Origin of the sequence: Leptolyngbya subtilissima AS-A7, from assembly GCF_039962255.1 — a bacterium.
Lineage (GTDB): Bacteria > Cyanobacteriota > Cyanobacteriia > Phormidesmidales > Phormidesmidaceae > Nodosilinea.
In genome coordinates, this window is sequence record NZ_JAMPKY010000009.1 from 132,926 (window position 1) to 155,614 (window position 22,689).

Genomic DNA, 22,689 nt, shown 5'->3' on the forward strand with positions numbered 1-22,689 from the left:
ACCATGGGCTGAGCCTCGCGCAGCGATTCCTGAGGGAGTTGCAGGGCAGTAAGCAGCACCGCTTTGGGGGAAGGCGCTCTATCGGCTACCCGTTAACGGTCCCCTTTGTCTGTCTAGTTCTGTCGATTGTTGGGAGCCTTGCCCGTGCCTCAAACTAACTTTGATTTTTTGCAAGAGTCCGATCCGCTGCTGGCCAGCATTATTCAGCGCGAGCTACAGCGCCAGCGCGACCACCTAGAGCTCATCGCCAGCGAGAACTTTACCTCGTCTGCGGTGCTAGCGGCCCAGGGATCGGTATTGACCAACAAGTATGCCGAGGGGCTGCCCGGCAAGCGCTACTACGGTGGCTGCTCCTTTGTGGATGAGGCCGAGCAGTTGGCGATCGATCGCGCCAAAGAACTCTTCGGTGCCGCCCACGCCAACGTGCAGCCCCACTCCGGGGCCCAGGCTAACTTTGCCGTGTTTCTGGCCCTGCTTCAGCCCGGCGACACCATTCTGGGCATGGATCTCTCCCACGGCGGGCACCTGACCCACGGCTCGCCCGTGAACGTGTCGGGCAAGTGGTTTAATGTCGTTCAGTACGGCGTTGGCCGCGAGACCGAACAACTCGACTTTGACCAGATCCGTGAGCTGGCTCTAGAGCACCAACCCAAGCTGATCATCTGCGGCTATTCGGCGTACCCCCGCGTGATCGATTTTGAGAAGTTTCGCGCGATCGCAGACGAAGTTGGTGCTTACCTGATGGCCGACATCGCCCACATCGCTGGATTGGTGGCTGCCGGTTATCACCCCAACCCCCTGCCCCACTGTGACGTGGTGACCACCACCACCCACAAAACCCTGCGCGGCCCTCGCGGTGGCCTGATTTTGACCCGTGATGCCGAACTGGGCAAAAAGTTTGACAAGGCAGTGTTCCCCGGCAGCCAGGGCGGTCCTCTAGAGCACGTGATTGCGGCTAAGGCCGTAGCCTTTGGCGAAGCCCTCAAGCCCGAGTTTCGTGCCTATGCTGCTCAGGTAATCGCCAATGCCCAGCGCATGGCGGCTCAGCTCCAGCAGCGGGGCATCAAGGTGGTGTCTGACGGTACCGACAACCACCTGGTACTGGTCGATCTGCGCTCTATCGGCATGACCGGCAAGCGCGCCGATCAGCTGGTGAGTGAGGTCAACATTACGGCCAACAAAAACACCGTGCCCTACGACCCCGAGTCGCCTTTTGTCACCAGCGGCCTGCGCCTGGGCTCTCCGGCGATGACCACCCGCGGCATGGGCGAGACTGAGTTCACTGAGATCGCCAACATCATCGCCGATCGCCTGCTCAACCCCGAAGATGCGGCGATCGCTGAGCACTGCAAGCGTCGAGTGGCGGCATTGTGCGATCGCTTCCCCCTCTATGCCCACTTGGGCGGGCTAGTTCCAGCTCTGGTTTAAGGGTGTAATACCTTTTCGGACAAGCCTTTGACCCGCAGGTCAGGCGTTAACTCCATGCAAAACCGCAGAAAGTTAGGGTTACTCCTTAATGATCTGTCATAATTGCATGGAGTTTTTGCTTATTTGACAAGACTCGGCCTATCCTATGGACTGTTTCGGGCCAAATTACCCTTTGGCCTGATCGACCTTGGTTAAGGGCAGTCCCTAGGGCTACCCGAGGTGATTAGCGATGGCCAAAGAACTAGTTTGCTGGGGTTAGGCCTGGGCTAGGGAGGTGGCTAGCCAGGAGAGAGTTTCTCCAACCATAGAGGGGAGTGAGATGCCGTTTTATCTGTATCACGTGTTGGCCTTTGGTATCTCCGCCGCGGTGGTGCTGGGCACGACACCAATCGTGCGCCGCATCGGCCTTAAAAGTGGGCGAGTCGATCAGCCCGGCGAACGCAAGGTACACGACAAGCCCATGGTGCGGTTGGGTGGGGTGTCAATTTTTATTGGTACGCTGCTAGCCTTGCTGGTCGTATGGTCTATGGGCGGCTTTATTGATGCTGCCGGAGCCCATTTAGCCCCACCCCAAGAGTTTCAGATCTGGGGGGTGACCCTCGGCGGGTTAGCCTTCTTCTTAATTGGCCTTACCGACGACCTGTTTGGCCTCTCGCCCCTCAGCCGCCTGTTTATGCAGGCGGTGGTGGCTACCATGGCTTGGTACGTAGGCGTGAGCATCGACTTCCTCACGATTCCTTTCTACGGGCTTACCCAGCTGCCCGCCTTCATCAGCCTGCCGGTGACCATTCTGTGGCTGGTGGGCATGGCTAATGCCATCAACTGGATCGACGGCCTTGATGGCTTGGCAGCCGGGGTGTCGGGTATCGCCGCAGTTGTGATGCTGGTGGTAAGTCTCTACATGAACCAGCCCGCAGCGGCGCTAATTGCTGCCGCCCTAGCCGGTGGAGCCTTAGGCTTTTTGCGCTACAACTTCAACCCGGCCAAGATTTTCATGGGAGATGGGGGAGCCTACTTCATGGGCTTTACCCTAGCTGGGGTCGGCGTCATCGGCTTAGTTAAAACGGTGACTACCGCTGCGGTCCTGCTTCCCTACCTAATTCTGGCGGTGCCGATTCTCGATATGTCGGCCGTGATTGTCGATCGCTTGCGAGCAGGCAAATCCCCCTTTGTAGCCGACAAGCGCCACCTACACCACCGGCTGCTCCAGGCGGGGCTCTCTCATCGGGTGACGGTGCTCTTTATCTACGTGCTGACGCTGTGGGCCGGCAGTTTGGCCCTGGCGTTTGCGGGCATGCCCAGCGGCCTAGTCTATGCCCTAGCTGCCACCGCGCTACTCAGCTACACTGGCTGGCGGCTGCGGCAGCGCACCCGCTGAGGGACCGTAGGGGTAGGGGTAGGCCTGCCGCAAATTGTTGGCGCGATACACGTGAATGGTCTCGGTCACTTCGCCGCCGCGCATGATCGGTACGGCGCCTAGCGGCTCAATGCTGTCGAAGAGGGGGCGATAGCTCTCTACAATTTTGTCGTCTTGGGCAAAGCGATCGAGCGTCATATAAAGCGCATCTTGCCCCACCCATTCCTGGGGGTTAAACCAGTAGGCAAACCCCCGCGCGTCTTGGCTAAAGGCTGTCACTGGCAGATCGACTAGAGGGTGAATAGCCATGGCAAAGTAGCCCCCCAGGTAATATTCGTTGGTGAAGACAAACCCCACCTCATCGAGAGCTGCTTGGATCTCTAGGTTGCTGGCAAACTGCCGCTTGAGCTGGCTCGTGTCGATCAGTTCTGTAGATCCATCCTGCTCGACGGGTAATAGTCCACCAAACAGAGCGTAGGTGCTTGGTTTTTGCAGAACGCCCAGCTTGAGGTGGAGCAGTGCCACAAGCGACAGAGAGCCTAGAAATAGCCCCGACCCCCATAGCCAACGGCGAATGAGGCGGGGGCGATCGCGCCGCCAAACCAGCACCTGAGCGGCCAGCAAAATGGCGATGCCCCAGTAGCCAGGGGCGGGCCAAGCTGGCAGAATCTGCTGCTTGCCCCCTAGCAGGGTAAACAGCAGCATAATCGGCAGCGATAGCCACAGGACGAAACCCTGTTTGTAGTGCTCTTGGACTTCACTGTCGCCCAGGCCGGGGGAACGCCAGAACATCGTCTGCTTAGCGCTCTGTCTTGCCGCCACCCACCACAGCGGAAAGCCAATTAGGGGAAACAGATAAACATTTGACAGCAGCCAGTAGCCCACCATTTGCCCCAGGCTAAAGCCGGCGGGGGCAGTGTTGCTGTCAAACCTCATGCCCAGCTGAAAGCGAAACGAAATCCAGTCGTTCTGGCTGTTCCAGTACCACAGGGGGAAGAGGGTGAGAATGAATACACTCAGGGCAAGCAGCGTCCAGGGCGATCGCAGCGCCGCGCGGTAGGGTCGATAGGCGGCACAAAACCCCACTAGGCTAATGCCCAGCACAAAGCCGTGGTACTTGCTCAACCCCGCCAGGGCCACCGTCAGCCCCAACAGCACAATGCGCCAAGTAGGTAAGTAAGCTTTTGCCTTAGGGTCCTCAATCCGGTCGCTATAGGGAAAAAACTCCCAAGCGGCGACCAGCAGGGTGGCACTCCAAAACAAAATCAGCCCGTTGTCGGGGGAGGTGAGAATACCAAAACCAATGTTAAACAGCGGTATCAACGTGACAATGGCCACGGTCATCTGCCCTACCGCCGCTGAAAACAGCCGCGTTGCCGCCAGGTACAGCAGCCCTAAGCTGAGACAGTAGAGCAGCAGCGCCCCCAGGCGAATGGTGAAAGGTGAAATGACTCCTGTGAGCCACCAGCCTATCCCGGTTGTGACGGCCACCATCGGTGGATGGTCAAAGTAGCTCAGGCTCAGGTAGCGGCTGTAGAGGTAGTAATAAGCTTCGTCAAACCCCGGAAACAGCCAGAGCGCCACGATAGCGCGGTAGAGCAGGCCCCCTAACACTAGGGCTAGCAGCCCGGTAGCCCAGCCCGGTTTGCGATCGCCCCCGATGACAGGTTTTTGACCATCGCCCCCGGCGGGTCTATCCCCCTCGCTCCAACCTGCCATCGGGTAGCCTCCCCTAAACAACCAATGCGCGACATAATTTTAGGGATTTTGCCAATGAGCCAAACGGGCTTTTCCTGGCTTCCCTGCAATGGCCATAATGACACTATTGCGCCTCAGCCATCCCATCCCCGGCCCATTTCGCCCCTAGGACGTTTTATGACCCCAAGCCCAGCATTTCAGCCCTCCGAGACCGACAAGTTGCCCTCTGGCACCAGAAGTGCAGAGATTATCTGCGTGGGCACTGAGCTACTGCTGGGGGATATTCTCAATGGCAATGCTCAGTTTTTGGCTAAAGAGCTGGCCAGTCTAGGCATTGCCCACTACTACCAAACCGTTGTGGGTGACAACCCAGCCCGCATTCAGCAGGCGGTGACTACCGCGGCCGAGCGGTTTGCGAAACCTTCGGGTATGGAATCGCAGCTCCTGCTTTTCACGGGAGGTCTGGGCCCTACCCCCGATGACCTCACCATAGAGACGCTGGCTGACCTGTTTGGTGCCCCTTTGGTTGAACACCCTGACCTGCTAGCAGATATTGAGACGAAATTTACCGCCCGGGGCCGAACTATGCCCCCCAATAACCGCAAGCAGGCGCTGTTACCCGAGGGGGCCATGGTGCTACCCAACCCCCAGGGCACTGCCCCCGGCATCATCTGGTCGCCCCGGCCTGGCCTAACTCTAATGACCTTTCCCGGCGTGCCGCGAGAAATGCAAGCGATGTGGAAAGAGACCGCTGTACCCTATCTGCGTGCCCAGGGTTGGGTGACCACCACCATCGTCAGCCGCATGCTGCGGTTTTGGGGCATTAGTGAATCGGCTCTAGCGGAGCAGGTTGCTGCTTACCTCAGCCAAGGCAACCCGACGGTGGCCCCCTACGCCAGCAAAGGCGAAGCCAAGCTGCGCATTAGCGCGCGGGCCGACTCCACCGCTGCGGCCCTGGCCAAGATTGAGCCGGTTGAAGCGGGTATTCGGGAGCTAGTCGGCGCTGACTACTACGGTGCTGATGACGATACTTTGGCCTCGGTGGTTGGCAAACTGCTGCTAGCTCGACAGCAAACTGTAGCGGTGGCCGAATCTTGTACGGGCGGTGGCCTGGGGCAGCTCTTGACCGACGTTGCCGGCAGCTCTGCCTACTTCTATGGCGGCGTGATCGCCTACGATAACCGGGTTAAGGTCAACCTTCTAAAGGTGGATGCCGCTGTTTTGGAGGAGCAGGGAGCGGTGAGTGCGATCGTGGCGGAGCAGATGGCTCTAGGCGCTAAGGCGCTGCTGCAAACCGATTGGGCCTTGAGCATTACTGGCATTGCTGGGCCAGACGGAGGCAGCGAGACCAAACCTGTAGGCCTGGTTTATATCGGTTTAGCTACTCCCGAGGGCGAGGTGTTGACGTATAAACACGAGTTTTCTGGCTATCGGGGACGTGACTGGGTGCGCCAGCTCAGTGCTCTCTCTGCCTTAGATGCTCTACGACGCAACCTGCTGTAACGTAGGTTGATCATTTGCTTCAAATGGCTATTATGTAATTATGGATAAATGCAGCCCCCATCTGGCCTAGAGCTGGTTTTAGGTAAGAGCAACCAGGGTGGCATGTGCCAGTAAGGAGTTTGCCCTAATGGACTACATCGAAAAGGCTCTCGAAAAGCTGAGCGACTGGGTCGATAGAGTAATTGAAGCTCTATTTGGCCCTGAGCATCAGGCAGAACCTGACTTGATTCCTATTCCGGTAGAAGAACCCCGCCGTTAGGGGTGCTCTTAAAAGATTTTGACTAGAGTCTAGCGATGTTGTCGCTTGATATCATTCTTGAGTGCAGCACTTGTGACTTAGAGCGCTGTGCTCGTATGGAGAATGAGCAAGCAAATGGTATTGCTAGCGTAAACATTAATCCAAAGGGCAACGAGCATTGCTAAGGGTTCAAGTTGTTCATGGCCCCAATCTCAACATGCTGGGCTTGCGAGAACCCGAGATCTATGGTCGGCAAACCCTCGCTACCATCGAAGCATCCCTAGAGGCTGAAGCGACTACCCTAGGTGTTTCTTTAGATTTCTTTCAGTCCAACAGCGAAGGGGCGCTTGTGGACTGCATTCAGGCTGCCTTTGGTCAAAAAGACGGCATCTTAATCAATCCTGGGGCTTACACCCACACTAGCGTGGCCCTTCGAGATGCGATCGCAGCCGTTGGCCTTCCCACTGTCGAGGTGCATCTCAGCAACATTCACCAGCGCGAGGCCTTTCGCCATCATTCATATATTGCTGCGGTGGCTGTGGGTCAAATCTGCGGCTTTGGGGCTGATAGCTATCGTCTGGGCCTGCACGCGCTGGTGAAACACCTCAAAGACCGGCATCAAGTGCCCGCAGATTCTTAGTGGTTTAGACTGAGATCAGCGCTGAACCCTCCCCGAGGTTGCATGGCCAATGCCACGATTAAATTTTTGGAGACGCCAACTTCTCAAGCGTGGGTTGAGCAAGCTCTGGCCAATCTGGATGTGATTTTGCTCGACCACGCCCAGTGCGAGCGCAAGGCGGCGGGGGTGGCCATGAGCCTGATCAACCGCTATCCGTCGGATGCTGAGTTAGTGAAAGCGCTAACTGCGATCGCCCAGGAAGAACTGGCCCACTTTGCCCAAGTCAACCAGTGGCTAGAGCGTCGCCATGTTGCCTTTGGCCCCTTGCCGCCACCCCCCTATGGAGCCGCTCTGCGTCAGCAGGTACGCTCCGAAGAACCCCATCGTCAGCTCGACGTGCTGCTGGTGTCGGCTCTGATTGAAGCCCGCAGCCACGAGCGGTTAGGCTTGCTGGGCCAGCACTGCCCTGACCCCGAACTAGCCCAGTTTTACCGCAGTCTCATGGCTTCGGAGGCTCGCCACTACGGGGCCTACTGGGTGCTGGCTACTGGGCGCTTTCCCCGTGCCGAGGTAGAAGCGCGGCTAGCTGAATTGGCCGCCGCCGAAAGCGAAATTTTAGCCAGCCTGCATTCTCAACCCCGCATTCATAGCTAGAGAAGTTCGATGCCGCTAGAACACCGCAGCACCTTTGGTCCTTATCTAATTCGCAGCTGGCAGCCGAGCGATCGCGCCGCCGCCGTTGCCATCATTAGCGAGGTGCTGCAGGAATATCGCCTCACCTGTGAACCAACCGATAGCGATCGCGATGCCCTAGAAGTCGAAGACTGCTACTGGAAGACGGGCGGCGAATTCTGGGTAGTAGAGCTTGACGGTGTGATGGTTGGCACTGCTGGCTATCGTCCTACCCAGCGTGGGGATGGTGCCGTGGAGCTGCGAAAGATGTACCTGCTGCCTCAGGCGCGCGGCCAAGGGCTAGGACGTTACCTGCTCAGCACATTAGAATCTGCTATTCAGCAGCGCGGCTTTACCGATATTTGGCTAGAAACGGCCTCGGTGCTAAAGGAAGCGGTCATGCTGTACGAAGCCAGTGGTTATGAAGCGGCTAGTGGGGTGGAAACAGCTCGATGCGATCGCGTCTACCGTAAGCGCCTGCCCTCTCCGGCTAACCATCCCGTCCTATAGAAGCGTGGGTCTGAGCCTTAATGGCTAGAAATTAGCTATAATCGCCACATTAATCCTGGAATACTGGCTAAGCCGTTTTGATTGCCATCTATCCCGGCAGTTTTGACCCCATTACCTTGGGCCATTTAGACATCATTACCCGCGGCAGTCGATTGTTTGAGCGGGTGATTGTGTTGGTGTCTAGCAACCCCAACAAGGTGCCCATGTTTTCTACCGACAAGCGGATTCAGCAAATCGAGCGATCGGTGAGGCATCTCAACAATATTGACATCGACCATTACGATGGTCTCACCATCAACTATGCAAGGCAGCGCCATGCCCAGGTGTTGCTGCGGGGGTTGCGAGTGCTCTCCGATTTCGAAAAAGAGCTGCAAATGGCGCATACTAATAAGACCCTGGCCGATGATATTGAGACTCTTTTTCTGTCAACCTCTACAGAGTACAGCTTTCTTAGCAGCAGCCTGGTCAAAGAAATTGCCCGCTTTGGCGGCCCCATCGACCACCTTGTTCCCCACCATGTAGCGCGAGACATTTACCAATGCTACGCCCAGAACCCTCCCGCCTCAACGCTCAGCCCCGCACCGCCCAGTCCCGCAGTGTCGGTGCCCAAACCAATGGATTGTCTGTAGAGGCGACGGAAACAAACTCGGGCCTGCCCAACCCCGGCGACATCGACATTCAACAGGAGCTGAATAAGCTCGAAGAGCTGATTTTGGCTAGTCCCCGGGTGCCTTTTAGTGGTCGTACCCTGGTCGATGAGGATCAGCTGCTTGACCAACTCGACGCTATTCGCCTCAACCTGCCGCCGGCCTTTCGCCAAGCGGTGCAAATTTTGCAGCAGCGCAACAGCCTGCTTGCTGAATCTGAGCGCTACGCCCAAGAACTGATCGCCGCTGCTGAGCAGCAGGCGGCCCAAATACTCGATGAACTTGGCATTGTGCGCCAGGCTGAGCAAATGGCCCAACAGCTCAAAGCCCAAGCCCAGCAAGATTGCGACAGCTTGCGTACCCAGGTGATGGGTGACATTGAGCAAATGCAGATTCAAGCCCAGCGTGAGTGGGAGTCCCTGCGCCAAAAGGCCCTAGACGAGCAAGACATGATTCAGCAGGAGGCCGACGGCTACGCTGACCAGGTTCTCTCCAGCGTAGAGCAGCAGCTCTCGCAGATGTTGCGCATCATTCAGAACGGGCGCAGTCACCTTCAGCCACCGAAAGAAACATCAGTGCCAACTCCAGCCCAGCGCCCCAAATCCGGTAAGGGTTCGTCGCCCAGTGCGATGCCATCGGACCTCCGCGCCGATGCTGGGAGCGATCGCCCCTCACATCGCCCTCGTCCACCGCAAAAGCCTGACCCCTCGGCATGATCAGCTATCTCAAGGGGGTGCTGGCCGATGTGCAAAAGCCTGGTAACCACAAAATTATCGTTACCTTAGATGTCAATCAGGTGGGCTACGACATGCAGGTGCCCGCCCGCCAGCTATCGCAGCTGCCACCCCTAGGGGAAGTGGTGCAGCTCTTTAGCCACCTCTACTTTCGCGAAGACCAGGCGGTACTGTTTGGCTTTGGTCAGCGCCAAGAGCGCGACTTGTTTCGGCTGCTCATTAGCGTCAGCGGCATTGGTCCTCAGATGGCTCTGGCCCTAATCGACACCTTAGGCGAGGCCGAGCTAACCCAGGCTGTAGTTAGCGGTAACACCCGCCTGCTATCGCGTACCCCAGGGGTGGGCAACAAAACCGCCGAACGTCTGGTGCTAGAGCTTAAAACCAAGCTGCAAGACTGGCAAACTCAGTCGGGGGTGGGCTTGGTGCCCGATGCTGGACCGATACCAACCCTCTACGAGGAAGTTGAAGCCACGCTTAGCGCCCTGGGCTATAGCCAGAGCGAGATTCTCAAGGCGCTTCAAGCGGTAGGGCGTAGCTCTGCTTTGCAAAAGACGGCGGATCCAGAGAGTTGGGTGCGCGAGGCGATCGCATGGCTCAGTCAGTAATCCGCTGCTGAGACCAGATGGGTGCAGTAGCCCCTATGCTATAGTGAAAAATCCTGGCTCAAAATTATTCTTCTAGAGAAGTTGTCTGTCCCATGACTCTGTTGCAAGCGCGTAAGCAGGAACTTATTTCCGACTATCAGGTGCACGAAACTGACACCGGCTCCGCCGATCTGCAGATTGCTATGCTCACCGAACGCATCAATCAGCTGAGCGCCCACCTGCAAAAGAACAAAAAAGACTACTCGTCTCGCCGTGGCCTGCTCAAAATGATTGGTCACCGCAAGCGCCTCATGGCCTACCTGCAAAAGCAAGACTCCGAGCGCTATCGGGCGCTGATTCAAAAGCTTGGTATTCGCGGTTAGGTTTTCCGCTAAAGCCAAATTAGCTGGGTGGGTTGAGTTGAACTCAGCAAGGTTCTCTGGTAGGTAACCTGAGTTGGGTACTGCGATCGCGTTATTCGATCTTTGCCTTTAGGTAAGAACGTTGGGCTAGCACCGCTAGCCCAACGCCCATTTATTCCTGTCGCTTGTTGTAGTCCGTGTAGCGCTCTATGGCCTCTGAGTCTTCCCGAAAGCGGCTGCCCTTTGAGCCAGGTGGTAAGAGTGGTAGCAAGCCTGCCGATGAGTCACCAAAGGCTGCTAAGCCAGCCCCTACAAAGAAATTAGCCAAAAAGCCAGCTGCCGTGAATAAGACTGCTGCGGCTAAGCCAGTTGTTGCTAGCAAAAAGCCAGCTGAAGCTAAGCGGTCGAACAGTGCAACAACCGCTATTCCTCAGGTAGTGAGCGATCGCATGCTGCGCCGCATGTTGGCCTTCTCCGGCGTCCCTACAGGGCTGGGAATACTGACCTTTTTCGTTAGCTACTATCTGGTAGCAAATCAGGTAGTAGAGTTGCCCTCTTACTTTGTGCTGCTAGTGACTTTGGGCTGCTTTGGCCTGGGGGTAGTAGGCCTTACTTATGGTGTGCTGTCAGCATCTTGGGATGAAGAACGCCCCGGCACCTGGTTGGGCTTAGACGAGTTTCGAGTTAACTTTGGCCGCGTAACTGGTGCCTGGGGTGCCAAGTCAGAGCGCTAGGGCCAAGACTGGATATCCACTTGGCTCCTAAGGTTCGGCAATGTAGCCGCTAAGCCATTAGTGAAGACTGTCCAGAATGCCAGGGCTGGCACTCCCGATATTGCCTACGGTTTTCGTTCTTTGCGTTGTATTTTTGCCATAGCTCCTGACTTTTTGACAGGGCTATGTCTCACTGTCTGGCTCAGTAGACGACTTCATAATCTGCTCAATCTGCTCTTCCATCATTTTGAGTAGCTGACTTAGGGCTTCCAGCGTCCGCGCCGAAGGAGGCTCAATCGTCAGCGACTGGCGAGCTCGGTGACGAATCTCAAAAATACGTTTTTGCAGGGTTTGAGCAACCCCAAGGGCATCCTCTCCCATCTGTTTAATTTGTTGCTGCTGATAAAACTTGAGAGCGGCCCCCCGTAGGACTTGAAGGGTAGCTTCTTCGCCGTGGGCACCGGACATCAGACGCAGGCGCAGCAACACGCGTTCGCCTTTGTACAGCCGCTCAATGTCAGCCTGTTTGGGTTGGGCAGTTGGTAGCAGGGGCAAATGCGTTAGCCGCTTGAGTTCGTTGATGACGCTTTGAACCTGGTCGAGGCTCAGGTTTTTTAGGGCGGCTTGAACCACGCCGTCTCTGCTCCAAAGCACTTGGCCATGGGCGGCTCGCCGTTCTAGATAGAGACGTCCAATGCCCTCGGTTAGCACCTGATAAAGCAGCGCCTGGGTGAGTTTGGGGGGCGGTAAGCGATGTAGCTGGTTGAGCGGAACCTGGCTAAGAATTGGGTCAAGCACGAGGGCTAGGGGTTGAGACTCTAGCTCAATTCCTGGAGGTTGAGGTTGGGGCGGAGTTGGAGTAGAGGGCGGCGGCGGCAGGTCAGGAGCCGGGCGATCGCTCTGCAATTCTTTTGAGCTGTCAACAACTGGAGCTGGGCGATCGCTTCTCAGATCTTCTGGGCTGTCAACAATAAACGTGAGAAACTCATCGACCTGGTTTTGTGGCTGGGGCACTGCCTCATCTTGCGGCTGGGGCTTAGCCTTTTGCCGAGATGCGTGACTTAGATACTTGGAGAGCATTTTGCGCTGCCAGTCGGAGGCCACGGGCCACGACACTACAGAGCAGTGAATGAAGGAGACTTGCTTGCGGGCATATTCCGTAGCAACGGTGTCCGACGGGTTGACCATGCCGAGGTGCAGGCAACTCGACTCCACAGAGAGAGGAATGATCTCGTGGTAGAGACAGGCCTCAAAGGGCAAAATGCTGTCGATTAGAGAGAGCATTTGGTCCACATTGAGGCGGCTATCAATAGCCGCGCTGCCGCTTTGCACGTCAAGGGCAGAAAGGTCGTTGGATGGAGAGTGAGTGTCGGGCTCCGGCATGGGCCTGGCAAGTTAACGATCAGGATTTCCCTATGCTAGGCGTGGGGCAAGACGCGAAGGTAGATTCTTAAGATCAGCCCATTAATCTTTATGAGAGACTTTACTATTTTGCTGGATTTGCAGTCAGTTGCCCAGGTTTTGGAGAATTGGCAATAACGAAAAGGACATTTACAAGGCTTAAAACATTACTAGAAAGGACTGTTCCAGTGTTGTGGTCAGTGCTGTTGTTGGTTAACCACTGAAAGTTGGCTGCTTTGCTCGCGATCGCAATTCTTGCGGCGTCGCGTCTTTCGGTCGACGACTTTCTGTCAGCAACCCAGGCAATGCTGATGGTGTTCTCTCTATACCTAGGCTCTGCTGCTGTAGATCAACTCGAGATACTCAGGGGACTACTGAGCTAAGGCGCCTTCCCGTGCAGCGTCTGGGGTAATGACTTGGCTTGGCTCTGCATCTGGTAGGGCGATCGCCTCTGGTTCTAAAGGCTCGACATTCGTAAGAGAAGTCCCCAGCGACAGGTCGTCTGAGCTGACCTGCTCGAACTCCAAGGGCTTTTCTGGCTCAGGAGTGCTCGCCGCGTCAGCGGGGACAGCGGCCTCCGGTTCCGCCTCTGGAACAACTAAAGGCGCTTCTGAGGTATTTAGGGCGTCCGAGGCCTCGGGCGGTTCGGCCTCTGGATTGGCGGTAACCTCGGTCGCTGGAGATGCGAAACCTTCCTGAGGTGCTATAGCTGGCTGCGCATCGGGTTCTGCAACGGTAGCCTGAGGCATATAAATCGTGCTGTCGGGGAATGCCCCAGGTACAGGGGATGTAGTAGTGATTGGAACAACGGATTGGCTACCTTCTCTTACATCGGCCCAGGATGGAGGGGCGATCGCAGCTGGCTCTGCTCCCGTCTCTGCTGGGGGTGCAGCAGCAGACGGCATTAATTCTGTTCCAGGCTTTTGAACTCCACTGTCAGTAGCCTCTGCTGGTATCGGGGTCGGTGATGCCTCATCGACAGAAGGTGCACTATCGCTACTGGCAACCGATGCTGGCGGTGGGGCTGTTGCCTCGTCGTTGTCTGAGACGGCGGTTGTGGTAGCAGAACCATTGCCCCGGTTAAACAGGGCGTTAGCAAGGGAGGCTGTCTGCGGCGAGGTGCCAGTTCCCGATGGGAACGCCGCTTGAGAGAAGCGTTCGACGGTGACCTGCCATAGCGCTGCTAGTGGATCGGTGTCACTGACCTCAGCTGGGTTTGGTGCAGCGGCGATCGCCTCGTTGGTCGGTTCAATCTGGGCAACGGGGTCACTGGGAGAAGTCCACATTTGCAGTACCTCATCCACCGGCTCCGCCTCAGAGCTATCTAGAGCCACCAGGGTTTCAGGCTCGGGGGCGGGGGTTAGCACCCAGGTCTGGGGATGGAGGTCAGGATTTTGGGTCTCATAGGCGGCGATCGCCTGGGCTACGGCATTAGCTCGGCGCTGCTGGTCACGGCGAATGCCGGCTTCGGTGTTGCCCAACCCAGGGGCATTCCAGCGCCCGGTGTTGGGGTTGATATAGGAACGGGTGCGAGCCACCAAAATGGCCTCAGAACCCTCGTATCCATTCGCCTTAGCCTCAGCGAGACGCTCAACGTAACCTACCCGCCCGATGGCGGCTAGGGGCGATTGATTAGCCAGGTCCAGCCCGTTGAGGGTTTCCTCAAGGGTAAGGTTCAGGCCGTGCTTGAGGGCTCTTTGGCGCAGCACATCCCCTTGATTTTGAAGTCGGGCCAGCTGTTTTTGGTCGGCTTCTTCGGGAGTTTGAGCCCCGTGCTGGTAGGAAAACGTGCCCATGTTCCACACGCGGTTGCCGGGGTCGGTGTGGCCAAAATAGGCAGGATTGATCGCACCGTTAGGGGTGCGGGTGCCCTCAGCGCTGCCCACTGCCCTGGCCACTAGAGAATCTGAGTTGCCTTCAAATAGACCTAACAATGGGTTGGGAATGGCTTTAGGCTCAGACAATTTTGCCTGGGCCATAACCACCGCCGCCGAGGGTTCTAACCCAAAATCGAGGGCTAGCCGCTGCGTTTCCTTTGGTGGTTCAACCTTGGGTTCTGGGGCGACTGGTTCAGGAGCTGCGGCCACCATCACTGGCGCCATAGACAGCGGTGGAGCCGGTGGCAGCAGGGCAGTGGCCGATGTGCTCTCATTTAGCCCTACGGCTACCCCGCGCCGATATACCCCCGCCGGCAGCTGCTGAGGGGAGTGGTAACGCATTGGTGGATTGGCTGCCTGGGCCGGAATGGGCAGGGGCTGGTTGGCGTTGTCTACCGCAGGTGCGACGGCATCGGCAACCGGCGGCTCTACCCACTGAGGCGGCGAGAGCTCAAAGCTAAGAATGCCGTCGTCGGCCTGCACCGCAGTCGGACAAAGCAGTGCCAGCAGAGCACTAGCGGCTAGGAGAGTGAGATGTAGCTTCATGGGCAGAAGGGGGTTAAATTGCCGGGAGCAGGCTTAAGGGAGTTGATTGGAGTTCTAAAACAGCGCGGCTGGGCTTAGAACGGTAAGCGTGGCGGTGGTCGATTGAGCGATCGCTCCAGCACGCGATCGGAGGGCTCGACCATAGCCCAGGAGCCATCGGGCTGCCGTCGCAGAGTGGCAAAGTGAATGTAGCGCCCGCGCCCCATCACGTCTCCGGCTTCAATGGGTCCCAAATGGGGGCGGCTCACACCGCAGTAGCGAAACAGGTAGGCCGGTACCTCTGGGCTCGAAAAGTAAATACAGTTAAACCCCTTAGCTGCTAGTTCTACCTGGCCCGTAAAGGGAGCGCGCAGCCGAGCACCCTGCAGCCGGATCGAAATATCTCCCAGGCTGCCGGTTACTAATTGCCCAGCTACGCGATCGCCTGATTCGATCTCCCAAGCCTGCTTCAGCACAATCTGACGTGGCACCATCGGCGTCAGCCTGCCGCAACCACCTAGGCCAAGCAGCAGCAGGCCCAATCCTAGACCTAGGGCCAGTCGGCCGAGTCCAAGGGGTAGTTTGCCTGAGCGCCAGGGCTGAGAAAACCGACCTCTTGCCCAGGGGCCTAAGGGTCTCCAGCCAAATTGGCCGCTCAGCAGGGCACTATTGAAACCGAAAGCGGTAGCCAGCGTACTCGTCATTTTCGTACAGAATTACTAGCTGAACGGTCGGATCCCACGCCATGGGGTATGCTTCGCGCTCTGAAACCACCCCAGAGCGTACCTGGAGCTGAGGCAGGCTACAGTAGGGCTCGGCAACAATCTTGCGCACATTCTCTTTCGGGTCACGTTCGGGCACGACCAGCAGCTGAGCGAGCTGCTCACGACTCAACTGGGCAGTGCTCTGCACAATCTTTTCGCATCCCTCAACGCTCTGGGTACCAGCCGCCTGCAACCAGCCGCCCAGCCTCTGACCGTCGATGGCCAGTAACCCGATGGCTAACACAATGGCCCCTGCGATAAAGGGCTTGGCATTTGCCAAAGTGATTTTCTCTTTCTGGGGATGCATTGGAACCATCAGCTGCCTCCTTAAAACTCAGTGAAGAATAGAGCCAACCTCGCGCTAAAGTCGGCCGCCCACAACTAGTCCTAAAACCAGCAAAAACACCCGAATGGCTGGGCCAAAAGCTAGTTTGGGGGCCAGAGTGGCTCGGTAGAGGGCATAGGCTGTGATCGCGGTAATTGCTGCTACTGCTACTGACCAAAGCGCTGGAAAGGCGGCCAGTAGCAGATTCAAAGCCAGTCGACCAATGACTCCACCCCCCAACCACAGCACCCCGTCAACCACAGAAAGAGACGCTCCTCGCCGCGGCTGCCCCAGGGGAGCACTAGACGCAATCGGGAGCCTGGCCTGCTGAGGGGCTACAAAGCGAGCGATCGCTAACCCGATATCCCATACGGTGCGACTCAGGCGAGCAACCAGCTCAGAGGGCTCTTGACCCAGGGCGACCAAGTCAGAAGCTAGGGCACTCCACTGGCCTCGCCCCCGACGTTTAGCAGGACCGTAGGTGGTGCGCAAATGGCCAGCCAGCTGGTTGACCTCGGCTGCAATAGGATGGGCCCGAGGCCCGGGGGATGGGGTGGGGCTAACGGTACGGTAAGCCAATACGATGTTGCCTTGGCTATCCATCTCTGCCGACGCTAAAACTGCCCGATCGACGTCGAGGGAGGGAGGCGCTATAGGCTGCCCTTGAGTGTTGGTAATGGGATGAGTGCGGGTCAGGCGAGCCCGGATCAGCTGCATTTCTGCGATCGCTCGTTCCTGCTCTGACGATAGCTGGTTAATCTTGTGCGCTATAGCGTTCAGGCGTTTGAGGTAGACTTCTGCAGGCGCTGATCCAGCGGGTAAGCTGGCCGCTAGATCGGCTCCCCCTGCCTGTTCAGAGCGCCATTGCAGAGCATTAATAGCCGTAGAAAAATCTACGCTGGGGCGCGATGGCCCTCCAGGGACAGCCTGAGGCCCTCGCGCCACTGTGCTTGGCAGCGATGGTTCACTGGCCCAGTCAACCTGTACGGGGGCATCGTTTTGGCTCAGGGCGTTGACTGTGTTGGTGAGTTTGGTTTGAATGCTTTGAAAATCCATTGTCTGGTAACCGTGTGAGGAGCAGCCAAAAACCATTAACTCTGCCCATCAACTCAAGCTGGTCGGTGTAGAGCGATCGCTTATGACCGACAATCACCCAGCCAAGGGGCAGTCCCGAAAGAATTTGGTACAAGTGTACCATGTCTTTTCGAGACGCGTACTAAAAAATGTACTATATTTTTGGTTTCTAGAGAAGCTGGGCTAGGAGCGTTGGCAGTAGGTAAGCGTTGATATGGTTTGAAGCGGCAGTGCCGGGCATCCCCTTAAGAACGGGTTTCGCTTCAAAAAGCAGCCAAAATTGTGAAAATTGTCGGAAGAAACGTCGGTAACCCAGTCAGGCTCTGTAAATTGGGGACACTTGGGTGACGATTTATCACAATTGCCTTTAGTGCTTGGCCTTGGCCAATATTGGCTGCGCTGGCTTGGGGCGCGGCATTAGCCTGATTCAGGCCTGATTTCACGCTTGAGTAGAGGCATCTTTGTCGTCGCTGCCATTGCAGTACAGCTCCACAGAACTGCCCTATTAGGGCACTCTGAGCTTGGAAATTTGCCTCTGCCCATCTACCCTACGAGTTGTTGCCATGGTTAAGGCCTACGACAAAGCCCTGCGGCGTTCCTTTGCCCTCCCAGAGTTGACCAACTCCGGCTGTGTCTCCCGGCCTGAACCCCGACCGGCAGTGACCGTGCGGGCGAAATCTTGCCCTTATCACATTGTGATGGCCTGCTTTTTGGGCGGACAGGTGCTCATGCGCATTCTGCGTGGCCGAGTCAATGGCCAGCGGACCTTAGAGCAAATGGTTGCGGCAGGGCCATTCACCCTAACGCCAGTGCTGTTGACAAATGTTTTTGCTGGCATGATTTTTACCGTGCAAACCGCGCGCGAGCTGGAGCGCTTTGGAGCAATGCACGCCCTGGGTGGGGCCTTTGCTATGGCCTTCTGTCGAGAACTGGCCCCCATCTTGACGGCGGCGATTATGGCCGGGCAGGTGGGCACAGCCTACGCGGCTGAAATCGGCTGCATGAAGGTGACCGACCAGATCGATGCCCTTAAGGTGCTGCGCACAGACCCCATTGACTACCTGGTGGTGCCTCGGGTGGTGGCCTGTTGCGTGATGCTGCCAGTGCTCACGGTGCTGGGCCTCGTGTTGGGAATTGTCGGCGGAGCTGGAGTGGCCTTTTTGTTCTACGAAATGCCCGTGGAACAGTTTTTAGACTCAGTGCGATCGCTGATGGTGCTCAACGACCTGATTGCTGTCTTAATCAAATCGGTTTTGTTTGGGGCCATCGTCGCTTTGGCGGGCTGCACCTGGGGGTTGACGACCACCTGTAGCCGGTCGGTCGGTCGAGCTGCGACTTCAGCGGTGGTTACCACCTGGGTGGGGCTGTTTATGGTCGACTTCTTTTTGTCGCTGGTGTTGTTCGGCGGTGCTGGGGTGGCGCTGCACTAAGTTATTGCTAGCTAGTAGTCGCCTCAGGCTCCCTTGCCAAAACCGCAGTCCTGTAGCGACGACCGTCAGTCAAACCTGCTGGGGTGCTATTCTGCCCCGGCTGGCAGCATGTCAAAGTTAAAGTCTATGTAGGTGTGGTCAGGCATCATGGCCCCGATCAGGTTGGCCCCGTCGAGGTCAGTGTTGGTCAGGTCAGCTTCGCGCAGATCGGCTCCTTGAAGGTTGGCGTGGCTGAGGTTAGCGCCCCGCAGACAGGCCCGTTTGAGGTTGGCGCCGCGCAGGTCACTGCCACTGAGCACGGCTTCTTTGAGAACAGCACCCTGAAGATTGATGCCGGTCAGCTTGGCTCCCGAAAGCAGAGCGCGGTTGAGGTGAGCGCCAGATAAATCGGCCCGAAAGAAGTCGCTGCCGATGAGGTTGGCCCAGTTGAGTTTGCTTTTGCGTAGGAGGCTGTGGGTAAACACGCCTCCCGGCATAAAGGCCCCCGATAGATTCAGGCCCGAGAGGTTGCAGTCAATAAATTCAACGAAGGGCAGCTTCATGCCCTCCAGCGATACGTTCCGCAGATCTAAATGGTGAAACTTGAGCTGCCCACGGCTGTAATTTTGGGTGAGTAGATCAAGAGAGTAGCGCGTGTAGGAATGCATGGGAAGGCCGTGTAGAGCAGGCTAGATTGAGCGATCGCAGACAAGCAATCGTCTGGGCAATGCAAATGACCCGTGCGTCTCATCGATCGCTCAAACCCTTGCGGTGAGGGATGTTGACGCATTTACCGTGGATCTCATCCTAGACGCTTTTGCAGAGCATATAACCAAGGGACCTTTTAATATTTGTGTCCTCCTAGAGCTTCTTCGGGGACAGCTTTGCGAGGGTCAGGGGAGCGATGAGCACTGGCTTCACCGCTTGGTCAAGACTGCTACCATTTGCAGCCGTTATCTGCAATCTAATTTGACATTTTGTTACATTTGATTTATATTAATTTACATAAGCGCAATGCATCGGCATCAATTGCATCGCTGAGTTAGGTGAGCGGCGCGTTTTGCGACTGTCACCATCCCGCACTGGAGGTTTATTTATGATTGCCCTATTGATTTCTCTTTTCGTCATTGGCTGGGTCGCTGCTGCACTGATTGGCACCCAAGCTTATTTCCGAGGTGAGCAAACTAAGCCAATCCACGAGCGCAACTGGCGTTCTGATTCCTTTGATCAACTGGCTCTGTCTGTGACTGGCCAGTCCACTGATTTTGGCGATCGCGTACCCGCCTACAGCGGTGATGCCTTTTCGAGCAGCGTGATTTCTAAGTAATAGCTAGCTGCTGATTCCCATCTGCCAGCAGCAGTTGTTTCCTGTAGGACTCCTACCTCTAGAGCCGTCTCCAATCCGGGGGCGGCTTTTTGTTGCTGCTAACGTTGGGTCTAGCGAGCAGCATCGCTTTTCTAAAGAGGATTAGCTGGCCTCCCGCTCTACCACAATCACGTTTTCGGTAACCTGCTCAAACGTGTCATCGTGGCTGATCACAAACAGCTGCTCAAAGGTTTTGATGCGGCCGATCGCTTCGGCTAACCCCTGGCGGCGGGGGCGGTCCATGTTAGTAGTGGGTTCGTCGAAGAAGGCAATGTCGGCATCGGCCAGCACTTTGAGTAGAGCTAGGCGCACCGCCAGAGCTGCACACATCTGCTCGCCCCCCGATAGATTGATAAACCGCCGCTGGTTAGGCCCATCCTGTACGACAATTTCGTAGTCTCTGGTCCATTGCAGAGCTACGTTGGGGCGGTTGAGCAGATCGCGAAATAGGCGATCGGCCTGCTGGGAAACGCTGCGCAGATATTGCTCAGTAATGCGTGGCCCCGCTTCGTTATAGGCCTTACGGGCAAAATTGATAAAGCGTCTAGCCTTTTCCTGTGCCTGGAGCCGCTGCTTGGCGCTGTCGCGACGCTGGGCGATCGCCTCAAGCCCGGCAATTTGCTGGTCGATGTCGGTCAGTCGCTGACGCTGCTGGGGCAAGCTCCCCGCCAGCTGGTCAGATTCAGATTTGGTCGTGCTGTAGGTGGTTTCTAACGTGGCAGCAGCCTCGGGGTTGAACTCCGCTAGGGCAGATTGGTAGGCCTGCTCAGCATCCTGCTGCTGCTGCAACGCCTTGGCAAGGTCGGCCTCGGCCTCAGCGAGTTCGGCCTCCAGCCGGCTGTGCTGGTCAGCCAGCGGTTGGTTTTGTAGGTATAGCCTGTAGCCTGTTTGATGTTGGGCGCGATCGCGCTGCACCTGAGCCAGGCGCTGGTCTAGGTCAGCGAAGGGCTCTAGCTGACTAGTCAGCGCTTTGAGCTGTTGGTCTAGCGCCTCTAGGGCGGTGGCTTGGGCAGTGGCGGCCTGCTCCACCCGGGCTTTGTCTTGCAGAGTGCGTCCGAGAATCTGGCTTTTTTCGCGCGGTCGCCCCAGGGTCTCAAGCTCTCGCTCCAGCTTTTCTAAGGTGGTCTGTACCTGGGTATGCTGCGCCAGCTGCTGGGTGAGGATTTCTCCCTGCGCAATCAACTCAGCCTGGGCCTGCTGAATGTGCTCTAGCTGAACGGCGATGCCACCCAGCTGCGCTAACTCGGCTCGCCAGCCATAGCGCTGTTTGAGGTTGTTTTCTAGCGTGTGCAGCGTGGTCTTGAGGGCGGCCTCGTCGGTTTGATCTGCTAGGTCGCTGAGAATGGCGTCTAGGGCTGACAGCAATGATCCGTGCAGCTTGGTAGCTCCCTGGAGTGACTGCTCTAGACGGTCAAGGGTTGGGCCTGAGAGCAACGGCAGGCTCTCAGCTAACACCGCTAAATCCCTTAGCACTGCTTCAATCTCAGACTGCTGGACTTGACCCTGGCGGCGGCTGTCTGCCACCAGAGCATTAATTTCCGCTTCAAACTGGCGGGCAGCGGCCAAGCGGCTGAGCTGCTGCTGGAGGCGATCGCGCTGGTCTTCGAGGGCAGCAATGGCCTCGACCTGAGGCTGTAGAGCTAGCAGGCGATCGCGAGATTGGATTGCTTGTTGCCGCTGCTGGTCGAGCTGCTTCAGCTCCGCTTGGTACTGCTGCTGTTGGATCTGCCACCGCTGACCCTGCTCTAGCTGCTGCACCAGGTCTTGGCGCTGGGCCTCAAGCTGAGTCTGGGTAGCTATCTGGGGCCCTAGCTGGGCTAGCTCCCGCTCTGTCGCCGCAAACGATTCGAGCTGGGTTTGCCACCGAGCTAGCTCAACCTGGGCTTTGCTCTGGGCAGTTTGCAGCGTTTGGTATTCGATCTGCAAGTGCTGGCGCTGCTGCTGGGCCTGACCTAGTGCCTCCAACGCCTGCTCCGCTGCTTGATAGCCTTTGAAGGCCTGCTGATGGGTTTGACACAGGGCGATCGCCTGCTCAGCCTGCTGCACCGACTGCTGAAGCCGGACTAATGCGGTCTGCTTGACCTCAAACTGATGCACCAGCCCCTGGCGCTGAGTAGCCAAGGTTTGCACCGCCTGAGCTTGGGCCTTGAGCGCGTCCCGCTGGGTTTGCAGAGTAGCGAGTATAGTCTGCAAAGCCTTTAGACGCTGTTTGCTGATCCCAATTGCGTTGGTCAGGTGTTGCTGTCGCTGGTGCAGGTCATCCCAAAGGGTGAGCGCTTCCTCGTATTGGGCAATTTCTCGCTTAGTGGCCTCCGCCTGGTCCTCGGCGTAGCGGCGCAGGGCGTTCATCTGCTTAAAGGCCAGCTTGTAGTCTTCAACCTTGAGAATGGCATCGAACACCGCTTTGCGCTGTTCAGCAGGCTGTAAAAAGTCGGCAGTGAAGGTGCCTTGGGGCACCCCCAAGGTGCGGGCAAACAGCTGAGCTAGGTTGGTGGTGGGGCCTAACCCGAGGTGTTGGCGCAGCCAGGGAAGCACCTCATCTTTGATGCGGGTGTAGGGCAGCCGCTCATTAAGCTGAGGGTCAAATAGAGCGTAGCCCCGCTGGGTACAGCGCTGAGCATGGTACGTGCGGCCGTCGTAATTGGAGGTAAACGCCACCGTAACCTGAGCACTGCCGCTGCCGTTGCGAATCAGATCGTCTTTGCCGTAGTCGCCCTGGTAATTGAAAAGCACCCAGGCGATCGCCTCTAAAATGCTGGTCTTGCCCGCGCCATTTTCGCCGCAGATGGCATTGGTGCCCGGTTGAAACTCAAAGTAGCGATCGCGGTGGGTCTTGAAGTTTTGCAGCGCCACCGACAAAATTTGCATTGCTTGCCCCGTTCC

General features: G+C 57.1%; 22 protein-coding genes. 14 read left to right on the forward strand and 8 right to left on the reverse strand.

The window, feature by feature from the left end:
- Positions 1-144: 144 nt before the first annotated feature.
- Together glyA and NC979_RS19135 are read left to right on the forward strand one after the other, a co-directional pair.
- Positions 145-1,428 (forward strand): serine hydroxymethyltransferase, encoded by a 1,284-nt coding sequence (gene glyA / locus NC979_RS19130; protein WP_190516580.1) that lies wholly within the window; start codon positions 145-147, stop codon positions 1,426-1,428.
- Between the two features lie 319 nt (positions 1,429-1,747).
- A complete protein-coding gene (locus NC979_RS19135; protein WP_190516582.1) occupies positions 1,748-2,806 on the forward strand; it encodes a glycosyltransferase family 4 protein in 1,059 nt (352 codons plus the stop codon).
- Here the strand turns inward: NC979_RS19135 and NC979_RS19140 are convergent.
- Positions 2,762-4,504, reverse strand: coding sequence for an ArnT family glycosyltransferase (locus NC979_RS19140; RefSeq protein ID WP_190516585.1), 1,743 nt, complete (start codon positions 4,502-4,504; stop codon positions 2,762-2,764). The two genes, NC979_RS19135 and NC979_RS19140, sit on opposite strands and share 45 nt — an antisense overlap.
- Positions 4,505-4,660: 156 nt before the next feature.
- Here NC979_RS19140 and NC979_RS19145 point away from each other — a divergent pair, with 156 nt between their 5' ends.
- From NC979_RS19145 to NC979_RS19190, 10 genes are all read left to right on the forward strand, one after another.
- Positions 4,661-5,986 carry a competence/damage-inducible protein A gene (locus NC979_RS19145; RefSeq protein ID WP_190516929.1) on the forward strand — a complete coding sequence of 442 codons (1,326 nt, stop codon included), beginning with the start codon at positions 4,661-4,663 and terminating at the stop codon, positions 5,984-5,986.
- A 127-nt stretch (positions 5,987-6,113) separates the two neighbouring features.
- A complete protein-coding gene (locus NC979_RS19150; RefSeq protein ID WP_255524794.1) occupies positions 6,114-6,245 on the forward strand; it encodes a hypothetical protein in 132 nt (43 codons plus the stop codon).
- A 157-nt stretch (positions 6,246-6,402) separates the two neighbouring features.
- Positions 6,403-6,864, forward strand: coding sequence for a type II 3-dehydroquinate dehydratase (gene aroQ, locus NC979_RS19155; RefSeq protein ID WP_190516587.1), 462 nt, complete (start codon positions 6,403-6,405; stop codon positions 6,862-6,864).
- A 42-nt stretch (positions 6,865-6,906) separates the two neighbouring features.
- Positions 6,907-7,497, forward strand: a complete 591-nt coding sequence (locus NC979_RS19160; RefSeq protein WP_190516590.1) for a MiaE family protein — start codon at positions 6,907-6,909, stop codon at positions 7,495-7,497.
- A gap of 9 nt (positions 7,498-7,506) precedes the next feature.
- On the forward strand, positions 7,507-8,025 hold the full coding sequence (locus NC979_RS19165) for a GNAT family N-acetyltransferase (protein ID WP_190516593.1): 519 nt from the start codon (positions 7,507-7,509) through the stop codon (positions 8,023-8,025).
- 77 nt (positions 8,026-8,102) lie between these two features.
- Entirely contained in the window at positions 8,103-8,654 is a 552-nt protein-coding gene (gene coaD, locus NC979_RS19170) for a pantetheine-phosphate adenylyltransferase (protein ID WP_190516595.1), read from the forward strand.
- Complete coding sequence (locus NC979_RS19175) at positions 8,564-9,388, forward strand: hypothetical protein (RefSeq protein WP_242023914.1); 825 nt, start codon at positions 8,564-8,566, stop codon at positions 9,386-9,388. Before coaD ends, NC979_RS19175 begins: the two co-directional genes overlap by 91 nt.
- On the forward strand, positions 9,385-10,011 hold the full coding sequence (ruvA, locus tag NC979_RS19180) for a Holliday junction branch migration protein RuvA (protein ID WP_190516598.1): 627 nt from the start codon (positions 9,385-9,387) through the stop codon (positions 10,009-10,011). Before NC979_RS19175 ends, ruvA begins: the two co-directional genes overlap by 4 nt.
- Before the next feature lie 92 nt (positions 10,012-10,103).
- Positions 10,104-10,373 carry a 30S ribosomal protein S15 gene (gene rpsO / locus NC979_RS19185; protein ID WP_190516600.1) on the forward strand — a complete coding sequence of 90 codons (270 nt, stop codon included), beginning with the start codon at positions 10,104-10,106 and terminating at the stop codon, positions 10,371-10,373.
- 188 nt (positions 10,374-10,561) lie between these two features.
- Positions 10,562-11,086 carry a PAM68 family protein gene (locus NC979_RS19190; protein ID WP_190516602.1) on the forward strand — a complete coding sequence of 175 codons (525 nt, stop codon included), beginning with the start codon at positions 10,562-10,564 and terminating at the stop codon, positions 11,084-11,086.
- 162 nt (positions 11,087-11,248) lie between these two features.
- On the opposite strand, the gene NC979_RS19195 is transcribed toward NC979_RS19190, so the two are convergent.
- From NC979_RS19195 to NC979_RS19215, 5 genes are all read right to left on the reverse strand, one after another.
- A complete protein-coding gene (locus NC979_RS19195; protein WP_190516605.1) occupies positions 11,249-12,448 on the reverse strand; it encodes a hypothetical protein in 1,200 nt (399 codons plus the stop codon).
- A 389-nt stretch (positions 12,449-12,837) separates the two neighbouring features.
- Positions 12,838-14,889 carry a hypothetical protein gene (locus tag NC979_RS19200; RefSeq protein ID WP_190516608.1) on the reverse strand — a complete coding sequence of 684 codons (2,052 nt, stop codon included), beginning with the start codon at positions 14,887-14,889 and terminating at the stop codon, positions 12,838-12,840.
- A 74-nt stretch (positions 14,890-14,963) separates the two neighbouring features.
- On the reverse strand, positions 14,964-15,362 hold the full coding sequence (locus tag NC979_RS19205) for a hypothetical protein (RefSeq protein ID WP_242023915.1): 399 nt from the start codon (positions 15,360-15,362) through the stop codon (positions 14,964-14,966).
- A gap of 172 nt (positions 15,363-15,534) precedes the next feature.
- A complete protein-coding gene (locus NC979_RS19210) occupies positions 15,535-15,948 on the reverse strand; it encodes a hypothetical protein (protein ID WP_242023916.1) in 414 nt (137 codons plus the stop codon).
- A gap of 45 nt (positions 15,949-15,993) precedes the next feature.
- Positions 15,994-17,013, reverse strand: coding sequence for a hypothetical protein (locus NC979_RS19215; RefSeq protein WP_190516610.1), 1,020 nt, complete (start codon positions 17,011-17,013; stop codon positions 15,994-15,996).
- 581 nt (positions 17,014-17,594) lie between these two features.
- Here NC979_RS19215 and NC979_RS19220 point away from each other — a divergent pair.
- Positions 17,595-18,461, forward strand: coding sequence for an MlaE family lipid ABC transporter permease subunit (locus tag NC979_RS19220; RefSeq protein WP_242023917.1), 867 nt, complete (start codon positions 17,595-17,597; stop codon positions 18,459-18,461).
- Positions 18,462-18,547: 86 nt separating this feature from the next.
- Here the strand turns inward: NC979_RS19220 and NC979_RS19225 are convergent, their stop codons facing one another.
- Positions 18,548-19,108, reverse strand: coding sequence for a pentapeptide repeat-containing protein (locus NC979_RS19225; RefSeq protein ID WP_190516612.1), 561 nt, complete (start codon positions 19,106-19,108; stop codon positions 18,548-18,550).
- 428 nt (positions 19,109-19,536) lie between these two features.
- Here NC979_RS19225 and NC979_RS19230 point away from each other — a divergent pair, with 428 nt between their 5' ends.
- Positions 19,537-19,767, forward strand: coding sequence for a photosystem II protein, Psb35-related (locus NC979_RS19230; protein WP_190516615.1), 231 nt, complete (start codon positions 19,537-19,539; stop codon positions 19,765-19,767).
- 141 nt (positions 19,768-19,908) lie between these two features.
- Here NC979_RS19230 and NC979_RS19235 read toward each other — a convergent pair whose 3' ends face one another.
- On the reverse strand, positions 19,909-22,674 hold the full coding sequence (locus NC979_RS19235) for an AAA family ATPase (RefSeq protein ID WP_190516617.1): 2,766 nt from the start codon (positions 22,672-22,674) through the stop codon (positions 19,909-19,911).
- Positions 22,675-22,689: the final 15 nt, after the last annotated feature.

Coding starts and splice junctions, on each gene's coding strand:
- NC979_RS19135 (WP_190516582.1), top strand. CDS start 1,748: ATGCCGTTTTATCTGTATCACGTGTTGGCCTTTGGTATCTCCGCCGCG.
- NC979_RS19140 (WP_190516585.1), bottom strand. CDS start 4,504: ATGGCAGGTTGGAGCGAGGGGGATAGACCCGCCGGGGGCGATGGTCAA.
- NC979_RS19145 (WP_190516929.1), top strand. CDS start 4,661: ATGACCCCAAGCCCAGCATTTCAGCCCTCCGAGACCGACAAGTTGCCC.
- NC979_RS19150 (WP_255524794.1), top strand. CDS start 6,114: ATGGACTACATCGAAAAGGCTCTCGAAAAGCTGAGCGACTGGGTCGAT.
- NC979_RS19160 (WP_190516590.1), top strand. CDS start 6,907: ATGGCCAATGCCACGATTAAATTTTTGGAGACGCCAACTTCTCAAGCG.
- NC979_RS19165 (WP_190516593.1), top strand. CDS start 7,507: ATGCCGCTAGAACACCGCAGCACCTTTGGTCCTTATCTAATTCGCAGC.
- NC979_RS19175 (WP_242023914.1), top strand. CDS start 8,564: ATGCTACGCCCAGAACCCTCCCGCCTCAACGCTCAGCCCCGCACCGCC.
- ruvA (WP_190516598.1), top strand. CDS start 9,385: ATGATCAGCTATCTCAAGGGGGTGCTGGCCGATGTGCAAAAGCCTGGT.
- rpsO (WP_190516600.1), top strand. CDS start 10,104: ATGACTCTGTTGCAAGCGCGTAAGCAGGAACTTATTTCCGACTATCAG.
- NC979_RS19190 (WP_190516602.1), top strand. CDS start 10,562: ATGGCCTCTGAGTCTTCCCGAAAGCGGCTGCCCTTTGAGCCAGGTGGT.
- NC979_RS19195 (WP_190516605.1), bottom strand. CDS start 12,448: ATGCCGGAGCCCGACACTCACTCTCCATCCAACGACCTTTCTGCCCTT.
- NC979_RS19200 (WP_190516608.1), bottom strand. CDS start 14,889: ATGAAGCTACATCTCACTCTCCTAGCCGCTAGTGCTCTGCTGGCACTG.
- NC979_RS19205 (WP_242023915.1), bottom strand. CDS start 15,362: ATGGTGCCACGTCAGATTGTGCTGAAGCAGGCTTGGGAGATCGAATCA.
- NC979_RS19210 (WP_242023916.1), bottom strand. CDS start 15,948: ATGGTTCCAATGCATCCCCAGAAAGAGAAAATCACTTTGGCAAATGCC.
- NC979_RS19215 (WP_190516610.1), bottom strand. CDS start 17,013: ATGGATTTTCAAAGCATTCAAACCAAACTCACCAACACAGTCAACGCC.
- NC979_RS19220 (WP_242023917.1), top strand. CDS start 17,595: ATGGTTAAGGCCTACGACAAAGCCCTGCGGCGTTCCTTTGCCCTCCCA.
- NC979_RS19225 (WP_190516612.1), bottom strand. CDS start 19,108: ATGCATTCCTACACGCGCTACTCTCTTGATCTACTCACCCAAAATTAC.
- NC979_RS19230 (WP_190516615.1), top strand. CDS start 19,537: ATGATTGCCCTATTGATTTCTCTTTTCGTCATTGGCTGGGTCGCTGCT.
- NC979_RS19235 (WP_190516617.1), bottom strand. CDS start 22,674: ATGCAAATTTTGTCGGTGGCGCTGCAAAACTTCAAGACCCACCGCGAT.